Below are 11571 nucleotides of genomic sequence, written 5' to 3'. Positions count from 1 at the left end.
TTCTAACGAGAGGGGTCGGAGGGATGATGCCCTTCGAATAGCGGGCGATGTTTCGTGAGCGCCTGACTTGCAAACTCGGTAAAGGCGCTGACACGGGCCGTGCGGCGCAGATCCTCGTGGGTGAGAAGCCAGAGTTCCCTCGTCATTTCAGCAACCGGCGGGCCGATGCGCATCAGGCCGGACGTCGTATCGCCGAGATAGCAAGGGAGAGCGGTAAGCCCGATGCCGGCTGCTGCCGCTTCGCGCGCGGTAACCAGCGAGTCACAGCGCAGCACCGCTGGCACCGGCAGCGTCGCGCGCATCCATCGTGCGACGCTTGTGGAAGCAAGCGCATCGCCGAGCCCAACCCAGCGTTCCCTCGCGAAGTCGATCTCGTCGACTGATGCCAAGCCGCGTTCGTGCAGGTAGGAAGGTGCCGCATAAACGGCGAAGGCAACACTCGCGATCCGGCGGCCAACGAGAGCGTCGGGGGAATCGACGGCTGGGCGAATGGCGACGTCCGCGTCGCGGTGGGAGAGATTTGCCAGGGCATTCGACGTGCTCACCTCAAGTAGGACGCCGGGGTGGCGCTGCTGGAAGGCAGCCAGTATCGACGGCAAAATCGAAGCCATGAGGGTATCGGTGGTGGTGATCCGCAGGCTGCCTTCCAGACGCAGATCTTGTCCCGTCAGGCGCCGTTCGAGTTCAGTGACCGTTTCGGCCATCTGCCGCGCCACCGCGAGCAGTTCCTCGCCCCCGGCAGTCAGCGTGTAGCCGGACGGGAGGCGATCAAACAGCCGAACACCCAATTTCTGTTCGAACGATCCGACGCGGCGGAGCACGGTGGTGTGATTGACGCCGAGCGCGCGGGCGGCAGCGGCAAGAGAATTCGCCTCCGCGACCGCCAGGACAAAGCGGAGATCTTCCCAGTCGATTTGGTGGTGGCTGTGCATGATTGCGCAAACTTACAACAGGGAAGCGGACCGGGCGAGCGAAGTTGCAGTGCTGTCCCCGTCATTCTCGGTCGGGAAAGCCGATCTCGATCAGGCGTCTTGGTGTTTGGTCGGCGCGTTGTGGTGGATGTGCAAATATGCAGTGTTAAGCGGCAAAGACACAGATCGCACTGCGAGAAAGCACGGTCTAACTAAATAACCACGATCGGGCGGGCCGGTCGATGGAGACACGCAGGATGACCCCCATCCAACTTTACACCTACCAGACGCCGAATGGTCACAAGGTCTCGATCATGCTGGAGGAGACCGGACTGCCCTATGATGTTCACGTCATCGACATCGAGGCCGGCGAGCAGAGGACACCGGAGTTCCTGGCCCTCAATCCCAACAACAAGATACCGGTTATCGTCGATCCGGATCAGGATCGCACCGTCTTCGAGTCGGGCGCGATTCTGCCCTATCTCGCCGCGCGATCCGGTGTGCTCTTGCCCGGCTCCGATGCCGAGCGCATCCAGGCGCAAAGCTGGACTTTGTTCCAGGCAGCCCATGTCGGCCCGACATTGGGTCAGCTTTGGAACTACAAGGTCTTTGCACCGGAGAAGATCCCCTATGTCATCGGCCGCTTCGAGGCGGAAGCAAACCGTGTCTACCGGGTGCTCGAAGGGCAACTGGCGCGCTACTCCCACATCGCGGGTGAGGCATACGGCATTGCCGATGTGATGACCTGGCCATGGATCCATGCCGGTCTTACCAAGCTCGGCCTCACGCTCGACGCAACGCCCCAACTCGCCCGGTGGTACATGGCGGTCGGTGCCCGCCCGGCTGTGCTGCGCGGACTTGTCGTCCCGCGGCTGCCGGTCCGCGAGAGCATCAGCGCCTGATCCTTTCTCCCTATCCACGCTCAACGTCATTCTCATCAAGGAGGTCCCGTCATGGAGACCCTGTTCGTCCCAATGGCTCTGGTTGCGGGCGGTCTGCTCGCGGTTCAGGCCGGCGCCAATGCGCAGCTTTCGAAAGCGGTCGGATCACCATTCGCGGCGACCACGCTCCAGCTCGCGATTGGCACCGGTTTGCTGTTTCTCGTCGCCCTGTTCACCGGGACCCTCGCCGTGCTTGGCGCGGTTCCGCGGGCTGAGTGGTGGCATCTCATCGGAGGCACTGCCTCGGCCGTCTACGTCGTCTCGACGATCGTTCTATTTCCCCGCCTCGGCGCAGTGGTATCGGTCGGCCTCTTTATCGCCGGGCAGATGCTCGCTTCTCTCGCACTCGATAGCTTTGGCCTGCTTGGTGTGGCGCAAACCGGGCTTCGGGCCGGAGCCGCGGCTGGCACGCTTGTCGTGCTCATCGGTGTCGGCATGGTCGTGTTCGGCCAAGGCGCAAAGGAGAACCTTAAAGCCGACAAACTTGGATGGATCGCCTTGGCACTCGTGGCCGGCGCGGTCCTCCCGGTCCAGGGGGCCGTCAATGCACTGCTGCGCCAGGAGCTTGGCGGTGCGCCGTTTGCGGTGGGCGCGATCTCGTTCTTCGTCGCCACGCTCGCCATGGCAGCGGTGATGCTGGTGGCGCTCGCCAGGCAGAAGACACCTCGCCCCAACATCGGCGGCGTGCAGACCATGCCCTGGTGGGGTTGGCTCGGCGGTTTCGCCGGAGCGACTTATGTCACCACGGTGTTTACTGCGATCCCGGTGATCGGCGCTGCCGCAGCCGTTGGTTTCACTGTCGCAGGTCAGCAGGTCGCAAGCGTATTCGTCGATCGCTACGGCTGGTTCCGCCTCCCGCAAAGGTCGGTGTCGGGCTTGCGTCTTGCCGGTGTGGTGCTGCTGCTTGCGGGTGTCGCTCTCATCAAACTCGTCTGAAGCAAGACGCACCTTATCGCAGTCGGCGATCCGCCGACTGCCCGAGAACTTCCATGTCACTCAGTCGCTTGGCTGGTCACACCCATTCCGAGCTGAATTTCCTGTACGGTGGCGCGCGTCGCCTCAACATAGGCATCAACGAGATGGCGATTCTTTGTATCGCGAAGCCAGCAGAGGCTGAGGTCAGATACAATGTTGGGGCGGAAGGGCCTGATCGTGAGGTGATCGCGCTGGCCGTAGGCGAACACCGGGTCGACAATGGCAATCCCGAGCCCGTTGGCGACCATTTCACACACCGCCGGCGCAAGGGTCGCGTCCATGATGTAATTCAGGCGGGTGCCGTAGCCATCAAGTGTGCTTTCGATCTTCTGCCGGATGCGGTTGTCGGCGGCAAAGCCGATATAGGGCTCGCCGTCGATGTCGGCCGGCTCGACCTCTTGTTTCGCCGCGAAGCGATGGCCCGCCGGCGCTATGCAGACAAGGTCGCCGCCGCGTAGGGGAACACACTCGATATAGGGGTTGTCCGTATTGCGATTGATCAGGCCGATGTCGACCTGTTTGGAGAGCAGCCATTCAACGATGAATTGCGAACTGCGGATCACCACGGAAATATAGGCATCGCCATACCTGGCAAGAAAGCGCTTGTTGGTGTGGCTGATGAAGGGACCGGACAGGGCCGGCATCACGCCAACGGAAATTTGCCCAAGCTCCTCGCGCCGGATCAGGTCGACGGCGCGCTCGATCTGCTTGATACCGGCAAAGACACGATCAATCTCCTTGTAGAGCCGCATCCCGTGTTCCGAAGGGATGAGCCGGCCCTTGACGCGATCGAACAGCGCAAGTTCCGTATCCTCTTCCAAATGCGCTAATAGCTTGCTCACCGCAGGTTGCGAGATATGCAATATCTCGGCTGCACGGCTGACGGTTCCACATTCGATCACGGCCTTGAGGGCCTCGATTTGTCGCAGGTTCGGTGCGCGCTTCATTCCATAACTTCTCAAAAGGGGGCGGCCTGCAATCACCCTAGCGCCGTCACCGGATGTTGACAATGTGACCGCTCGCTATGCTGGAAAACACTGGCGACCGGCGCCGCGACGCGAATTGCGATCCTATAACCTTTTGGAATAGAGGCAGACTCAAAAACAATTAGACGGGTCAAAATTGCTGCGCCTATCTATGTGCAGGCTGCAGTCGGATCTATCCGGTTGCGCGATTGGCGATCGGCCCGGCATTGCGCCACGCACGGACCGACGCTCATCAAGTCACGCTGGGAGGCGCGAGGAGGAACAAATGATTATCGGGCAGAAGATCAATCGCAGGAACGCACTCAAGCTGCTGGGAGCTGGCAGCGCGACGCTGCTCGCAGCACCGTACATCATCCGGCCGGCCAGCGCGCAGAGCTCGGTTCTCAACATCACCACATACGACAAGTTCCTGCCGCAGGACTTCATCGAGCAGTTCCAGAAGGAAAGCGGCATTGAGGTGCGCATCCGTCTGACGGACGACCAGGGCAAGCAGTACAATCTGCTCACGGCAGAAGGGGCAAATCCGACCACCGACATCGTCACCGTTGCGGGCCATCGCTATGGCCAGTTCATCGGCTCGAAGCTGGTACAGGCACTGGACACAGCCAGGCTGCGCAATTGGTCGAACCTCAACCCGGCCTATCAGGACGCGTCCTGGGCGCGTTACGAGGGCAACCTGTGGGGGTTGCCGATCCTGGCCGGCTACGAAGGCCTGGTCCGCAATACGGACTACGTGCCGGAGGCCGACAGCTGGGGCATCATGTTCGACGAGAAATACGAGGGTCTGACCGCGTACCTGGCGGGCGACTTCATGTCGATCACCATGAAATATCTCGGCCACGATGGCGACTTCGTCACCTATACCGACAAGGCCGAAGAGGCCCGCAAGGCCGCAAACGAGGCGCGTGACTTCCTGATCAAGCACAAGCATATGGTTCGCAAATACTACGACGCAGCCAGCGAAGTGCAGCAGATGTTCATCAACGAGGATATCCACCTGGCGCAAGCCTGGTCTGGCCCGGCCGCCAAGTTGATCATGGACGGCGTGCCAGTGAAACTGTCCGTTCCGAAAGAAGGCACCTACGGGTTCTGCTACACGCTGAACATCGTCAACAATGCGCCTAACGCCGAGAACGCCTACAAACTGTTCGATGCTATCCTGGCCAATCCTGAGGTCGGAGCGGCGATGACGCGCACGTCCGGCTTCAGCTCGACGATCTCGGGCGTCGACAAGCTGCTCAACGACAAGGAGCGGCTGGCTTCGACGTTGCCGCAGGACGAACTTGAGCGCGTCACCTTCTTCAGCTCGACAAACCGTTCGCTGAAAAACGAAATCATTGATCGCGCCGTCGCCGAACTGAAGGCGGCTTAAGCAACCACAGAGCGGCGACTGGCCCTGACCCCGTTTTAGCGACGGGGTCAGTACGACGACGCACGTCCGGTCGCCGCCCAACGGGTCAAGGTTTGGGACAATTCAATGGCCGTGGGAACAAGTACAGCGGATGGGGGTATCCCCGCCTATGCCGCTCAAATGAAGTACTCGACAGGCATTGCCCGGGTGATCCACTCGCCGGCCTATCGATATACGTTGGGCGCCGTTACCGACTGGCGATACGGACGCATCCTGCTGTTGGCCGGCGTGCCGGTTGTCTGGATGCTGATGATGCATATCGGCCCCATCTACGAGATGCTGCGCATCAGTTTTCTGTCCAGCTACCCGCCGCAGCCTGGTTTGGAAGCCAATTTCACGCTCGACAACTACGCGCTGTTCTTCAGCGAGAAACTCTACTGGATGCCGCTGCTGCGTAGCTTCGTCTACGCCTCGATTGCAACTGCCGTAACCCTGATCGTGGTCTATCCGGTGGCCTATTATGTGGCAAAAGTGGTCTCGCCCGGGGGCAGGTCGCGAGCGCTACTCTTGCTCTTGGCACCGTTCTGGGCCGGCGAAATCATCCGCATCTTCTCGGTCATCATGCTTCTGGCCAATCGTGGTGCAGTCAACGTGCTTCTGCGGGAGATCGGGCTCACCGACCGTCCCATCCAGATGCTCTACACTTCCTTTTCGATCAGCTTCGGCCTGGTCTACATGGTCTGCCTGTACATGTTGTTGCCGCTCTATTCGGCGATCGAGAAGATCCCGAAATCCCTGCTTGATGCGTCAGCCGACCTCGGGGCAGGGCCGTTCACGCGCTTTCGCCGCATCGTGCTGCCGCTTTCGCGTGATGGCATCGTCTCGGGTTGTTCGCTGGTCTTCCTCACCTGCATGGGCGTCTTCGCTGCCCCCATCCTGCTTGGCGGGCCGACCACGAGCATGTTCTCCGAAACGATCAGCAGCTTCTTCCACGGTGCTAGCAGCCGCTGGCCGGCGGGTGCGGCCTTCGCAATGATCATGCTGGCTGCATCCCTCGTGACCGTGGGTCTGTTCATGCGGGTCGTCGGCGGCTCGAAACAAAGGACATTCTGATGCGCGCCATGTTTCTCGATTGGCCGGGACTGGCTCTCAAGTCCTTCTACTGGCTGTTTGTCCTCTATCTGTTTCTGCCGCTGTCGCTGATGGTCGCTGTCAGCTTCAAGGATGCGAGCTTCATCTCGTTTCCGCTCGGAAACCTGACGATCGACTGGTACGCCAAGGTCATTCAGGACAAGCAGTTCCTGGACGCCTGCCTTTACACCATCATGATCGCCGCGGCGACGACAGCCATCGCAACGGTGATCGGGGTCTGGATCGCGATGTTGATCGGATCGCTGCGCGGTGCCGCTCAATACGTGGCCTTCGCCGTGGCCTGTCTGCCAGCCGTGGTGCCGGGCATGATTTCGGCGATCTCGCTGCGCATTTTCATCACGACCATAGATCTTCCGACTGGCACGGCGGCCATCATTCTCGGCCACGTCGTTCATGCCGTTCCTTTTGTGGTGGTTATGGTGCTGACGCGACTGCGTTCCATGCCGGGCAATCTGGTCGATGCCGCGCGCGATCTCGGTGCGGACAGCATCGTCACCTTTTTCCGCGTCACCCTTCCTTACCTGGGACCGGCGATATTCGGCGGCATGATCTTCTGCCTGCTGCTGTCGAGCGATGACTTCGTCCGCACCTTCTTCCTCGGCGGCTATCGCCCGACGCTGCCGATGCTCATCTTCGCCCGCGTACAGTCCGGCATGTCGCCGGAGATCAACGTCATGGCCACGCTCGTCCTGGTCGTGACGGCCGTGGTCGGGCTTTACGCAGAATATCTCACACGTCGTTCGAGGATCCGCTGATGGAACCGGTTGTTCAGTTCGAAAATGTCAGGAAGAGCTTCGGCAGCTTTGTCGCGGTCGATAATCTCAATCTCAATATCGAGCGCGGCAAGTTCGTCACGCTGCTCGGCCCTTCCGGCTGCGGCAAGTCGACGACGCTGCGCATGCTCGGCGGGTTCGAAACACCCACGAGCGGCCGCATCCTGCTCTCCGGCCGCGACGTGACCCAGGTTCCGCCGAACCGGCGCAACGTGAACATCGTGTTTCAGGATTATGCGCTGTTTCCGCACATGACCGTCGCGAAGAACATCGCCTTCGGCCTGGAGTTGAAGGGGCGCGACAACCGGCAGATCCAGAAGCGGGTATCGGAGCTTCTGGAACTCGTACAGTTGCAGGAACTCGCAAGCCGCCTTCCGTCCGAGCTGTCGGGCGGTCAGCGCCAGCGTGTCGCTTTGATGCGAGCGCTGGCGCCCGATCCTGACGTTCTCCTGCTCGACGAGCCGCTTTCTGCACTCGACGCGAAGCTTCGCCAGACCATGCAGGTCGAGCTCAAGGCGATCCAGGAGCAGACCGGCAAGACGTTCATGTTCGTCACCCACGATCAGGAAGAGGCACTGACCATGTCGGATACGATCGTGGTCATGAACAATGGCCGGATCGAGCAGATGGGCGATCCGGCGACCCTGTACAATCGGCCGGGCTCCGCTTTCGTGGCGACCTTCCTCGGCGAAACCAATCTGTTGCGTTCCGATGTCGTCGGCACCGAGGCCGGCGAGGCTGCGGTGCGCTGGAACGGTGTGACGATCAAGACCTCCGCCGGCGCGCTTTCTCCGAAGCCGGGCGATGCGATCTATGTCGTGTTGCGCCCGGAAGCGATCCAATGTTCGGCCCGCGAACCAAGCGTGCCGAACCGGGTGCAGGGGCGGATCCGCCAGCGCGTCTTCAAGGGCAACCACACATCGCTCAAGGTTGAGATCGGTGACGGGCATATGCTCAACGCGCTCGTCCATCCGAGTGAAGTGGAAGGCCTCAGCCGCGACGACATCTGGGTGGGCTGGCCGTCCGAAGCGACCACAATGATCCCCTCCCGAAACGCGGCGTCATAGCCGCAGCGTCTTAACGACGGGCGCCTGGCGGCGCCCGTTACCCGATATCAGTTAAAATGGAAAACGATATGCGAGTAGGCATCGCGGGTGCGGGCTCTATTGCCTTTGGCACCGCCGCACTTCTTGAAAAACTGGGACACAAGGCAACGCTCTGGTCGCCATCCGGCACAGGGACCTTGGCGCTCACCGCGGGAGAAAGCCTGACGGCCGAGGGTGCCGTCGAAGGCGTGTTCGATCCGGCGGTCGCTCAGAGCGCAGCAGATCTGGTCAGCGGCGCGGATGCGGTCGTCATCGCGTTGCCGGCCTACGGTCACAGGTTCGTCCTGGACGCAATCGCGCCCCATCTCACGGCTGGACAGGTGGTGATTTTCAGTTCGCACACCTCGTTTGGAGCGCTCTATCTTTCCTCGCTTCTGGCTCAGCGCAGCATAACCGTGCCGATCGTTGCCTGGGGGACGACGATCGTCAGCGGCAGGAAGCTCGGCCCGGCGTTGGTCCAGGTGAACACCATCCGCAAGCAGGTCGACCTGGCGACCGTTCCGACGTCGGAGAGTGCCCGGGGATACGCAGTCTGCACGGCGCTCTTCGGCGAACATTTTGTCGATCGCGGCAGCCTGCTGGCAATCGCCCTGTCGAACCTGAATCCGCAAAACCACCTGGGGATCGCGCTTGGCAACATGTCGCGCATGGAACGCGGCGAGAGCTGGGTTCAGGCCCAGAACGTCACCCCCAATATAGGCCGTCTTCTGGAGACGCTCGATCGCGAGCGCCTGGCCATAGCCGAGAAGTTGGACCTGAAAGTGCGCGACATTTTCCAACATTTCCACCTGTCGTTCCATGTTCCCGTCAGCACCATCTCGCAAATGAACCAGGAGATGCACCAGGCCGGCCACTGCGGCACCGGTCCCGCCACGGCGGACAGCCGTTACGTGACGGAAGATGTCCCCTTTGGCTTGGTCGTCACGGCTCAACTCGCGCGCCTGGCCGGATGCCCGGCGGTCCTGCATGAGTCGGGTATCCGCATTTTCTCGGCGATGTACGGTCGGGACTTCGAAGGCGAGAACGACATCCTTCCGGAACTGGGGCTTGAGCGACTGGATCTCGAAGGTCTCGATGCGCTGTGCCGCACCGGCTTCCCGCCTGTCGTCGCTGTCGATCGAGCCGAGGGACGCGTCTGAATGAGCGATCGCTTCCTCACCCATCTTAGTTCTGAACTCGAGGGCCTGAAGACGGCCGGTTTGTACAAGTCGGAGCGTGTCATCACCTCGAAGCAGGCGGGCGCGATCGAGGTCGCCTCGGGCGACCGCGTGCTCAACTTCTGCGCCAACAACTATCTCGGCCTTGCCGACAACGCGGAACTCGCCGAGGCCGGCAAACAGGCGCTCGACCGTTACGGCTACGGCATGGCCTCGGTGCGCTTCATCTGCGGCACGCAGGAGGAGCATAAGCAACTCGAGGCCCGCATCTCGTCGTTCCTCGGCCTGGAAGACACCATCCTCTATTCCTCCTGCTTCGATGCCAATGGCGGCCTGTTCGAAACGCTGCTTGGCGAAGAGGACGCGATCATCTCCGACGCGCTCAACCACGCCTCGATCATCGACGGCGTGCGGCTCTCCAAGGCCAAGCGCTTCCGCTACGCCAACAACGACATGGCAGCACTGGAGGAGGAGCTGAAGAAGGCGGAGGGCAGTCGCTTCAAGCTGATCGCCACCGACGGCGTGTTCTCGATGGACGGCATCATCGCCAACCTGCAAGGCGTCTGCGACCTCGCCGACAAATACGGCGCCATGGTCATGGTCGACGACAGCCATGCGGTCGGCTTCGTCGGCAAAAATGGCCGCGGCTCGGCCGAACATTGCGGCGTCGAGGGCCGCATCGACATCATCACCGGCACGCTCGGCAAGGCGCTCGGCGGCGCCTCCGGCGGTTACACCTCGGCCAAGGCCGAGGTCGTCGAGTGGCTGCGCCAGCGCTCGCGGCCCTATCTGTTTTCCAACACGCTGGCGCCGGTCATTGCCGCCGCCTCGCTCACGGTCTTCGACCTGATCGAGAACGGCGATGCACTGCGGCAGCGGCTCTATGCCAATGCCACCCTGTTCCGCACCGAGATGTCGAAGCTCGGCTTCACGCTTGCCGGCGAAGGGCACCCGATCATCCCGGTCATGCTCGGCGATGCGGCGCTCGCCCAGGAGATGGCGGCGCGCATGCTGCAAAAGGGCGTCTATGTCATCGGCTTCTCGTTCCCGGTGGTGCCGAAGGGACAGGCGCGCATCCGCACGCAGATGTCGGCGGCCCACAGCGAGAACGACGTACGCCGGGCGATCGCCGCCTTCGAAGCGGTCGGCCGCGAGCTTGGCGTGATCTGAGGGAGAGACTGATGACGAACATGATGAAGGCGCTGGTGAAATCGAAGCCGGAAGAAGGCCTCTGGATGGAGCGGGTGCCGGTGCCGGAGATCGGCCCGAACGACGTGCTGATCAAGGTGAAGAAATCGGCGATCTGCGGCACCGACGTGCATATCTGGAACTGGGACCAGTGGGCGCAGAAGACCATCCCGGTGCCGATGGTCGTCGGCCACGAGTTCATGGGCGAGATCGCCGAGGTCGGCTCGGCCGTCACCAAGTACCATGTCGGCGAGCGGGTGTCGGGCGAGGGCCATATCGTCTGCGGCAAATGCCGCAACTGCCGCGCCGGCCGCGGCCATCTGTGCCGCAACACGCTCGGCGTCGGCGTCAACCGCCCGGGTTCCTTCGGCGAGTTCGTCTGCCTGCCGGAATATAACGTCGTGCCGATCCCGCACGACGTGCCCGACGAGGTCGCGGCGATCTTCGACCCGTTCGGCAATGCCGTGCACACCGCCCTTTCCTTCGATCTCGTCGGCGAGGACGTGCTCGTCACCGGCGCCGGGCCGATCGGCATCATGGGGGCACTGGTTGCCAAGCGCTCGGGTGCGCGCAAGGTGGTGATCACCGACATCAACCCGACGCGGCTGGCGCTCGCCAAGAGCGTCGGCATCGATTACGTCGTCGACGCCTCGAAGCAAAACCTCGCCGACGTGATGAAGGCGATCGGCATGACCGAGGGCTTTGATGTCGGTCTCGAAATGTCGGGGGCGGCGCCGGCCTTCCGCGACATGATCGACAAGATGAACAATGGCGGCAAGATCGCCATCCTCGGCATCGCGCCGGCCGGATTCGAGATCGACTGGAACAAGGTGATCTTCAAGATGCTCAACCTCAAGGGCATCTACGGTCGCGAGATGTTCGAGACCTGGTACAAGATGATCGCCTTCGTGCAGGGCGGCCTCGACCTTTCTCCCGTCATCACCCACCGCATCAGGATCGACGAATTCCGCGACGGCTTCGAGGCCATGCGCTCCGGCAATTCCGGCAAGGTGGTGATGGACTGGTAAGGC

General features: G+C 61.8%; 11 protein-coding genes. 9 read left to right on the top strand and 2 right to left on the bottom strand.

What is annotated here, in order from left to right:
- Window positions 1–2: 2 nt before the first annotated feature.
- A complete protein-coding gene (locus ACTJKM_RS28125; RefSeq protein ID WP_058327167.1) occupies window positions 3–932 on the bottom strand; it encodes a LysR family transcriptional regulator in 930 nt (309 codons plus the stop codon).
- Between the two features lie 236 nt (window positions 933–1168).
- Between ACTJKM_RS28125 and ACTJKM_RS28120 the strand changes: the two genes are divergently transcribed.
- Window positions 1169–1813 (top strand): glutathione S-transferase family protein, encoded by a 645-nt coding sequence (locus ACTJKM_RS28120; protein WP_058327166.1) that lies wholly within the window; start codon window positions 1169–1171, stop codon window positions 1811–1813.
- A gap of 51 nt (window positions 1814–1864) precedes the next feature.
- Window positions 1865–2788, top strand: coding sequence for a DMT family transporter (locus tag ACTJKM_RS28115; RefSeq protein ID WP_058327165.1), 924 nt, complete (start codon window positions 1865–1867; stop codon window positions 2786–2788).
- A 56-nt stretch (window positions 2789–2844) separates the two neighbouring features.
- Here ACTJKM_RS28115 and ACTJKM_RS28110 read toward each other — a convergent pair whose 3' ends face one another.
- Complete coding sequence (locus ACTJKM_RS28110) at window positions 2845–3774, bottom strand: LysR substrate-binding domain-containing protein (RefSeq protein ID WP_440661424.1); 930 nt, start codon at window positions 3772–3774, stop codon at window positions 2845–2847.
- A 304-nt stretch (window positions 3775–4078) separates the two neighbouring features.
- Between ACTJKM_RS28110 and ACTJKM_RS28105 the strand changes: the two genes are divergently transcribed.
- The 7 genes from ACTJKM_RS28105 (at window position 4079) to tdh (ending at window position 11568) form a co-directional block, all read left to right on the top strand.
- Window positions 4079–5185, top strand: coding sequence for an extracellular solute-binding protein (locus tag ACTJKM_RS28105; protein WP_093235071.1), 1107 nt, complete (start codon window positions 4079–4081; stop codon window positions 5183–5185).
- A 105-nt stretch (window positions 5186–5290) separates the two neighbouring features.
- Window positions 5291–6277: an ABC transporter permease gene (locus tag ACTJKM_RS28100; RefSeq protein ID WP_440661423.1), complete on the top strand. Its 987-nt coding sequence runs from the start codon at window positions 5291–5293 to the stop codon at window positions 6275–6277.
- Window positions 6277–7071, top strand: coding sequence for an ABC transporter permease (locus tag ACTJKM_RS28095; protein WP_058327161.1), 795 nt, complete (start codon window positions 6277–6279; stop codon window positions 7069–7071). Before ACTJKM_RS28100 ends, ACTJKM_RS28095 begins: the two co-directional genes overlap by 1 nt.
- Window positions 7071–8156, top strand: a complete 1086-nt coding sequence (locus ACTJKM_RS28090; RefSeq protein WP_112994837.1) for an ABC transporter ATP-binding protein — start codon at window positions 7071–7073, stop codon at window positions 8154–8156. Before ACTJKM_RS28095 ends, ACTJKM_RS28090 begins: the two co-directional genes overlap by 1 nt.
- 68 nt (window positions 8157–8224) lie before the next feature.
- Window positions 8225–9334: an NAD/NADP octopine/nopaline dehydrogenase family protein gene (locus ACTJKM_RS28085; RefSeq protein ID WP_440661422.1), complete on the top strand. Its 1110-nt coding sequence runs from the start codon at window positions 8225–8227 to the stop codon at window positions 9332–9334.
- Complete coding sequence (locus ACTJKM_RS28080; RefSeq protein WP_440661421.1) at window positions 9335–10522, top strand: glycine C-acetyltransferase; 1188 nt, start codon at window positions 9335–9337, stop codon at window positions 10520–10522.
- A gap of 11 nt (window positions 10523–10533) precedes the next feature.
- Window positions 10534–11568 carry an L-threonine 3-dehydrogenase gene (gene tdh / locus ACTJKM_RS28075; RefSeq protein ID WP_440660734.1) on the top strand — a complete coding sequence of 345 codons (1035 nt, stop codon included), beginning with the start codon at window positions 10534–10536 and terminating at the stop codon, window positions 11566–11568.
- Window positions 11569–11571 lie beyond the last annotated feature (3 nt).

Origin of the sequence: Ensifer sp. 22460 (genome assembly GCF_052044935.1) — a bacterium.
GTDB lineage: Bacteria > Pseudomonadota > Alphaproteobacteria > Rhizobiales > Rhizobiaceae > Ensifer.
The sequence above is the reverse complement of the archived record's forward strand: the minus strand, read 5'-3'. Positions and strand labels throughout refer to the sequence as shown.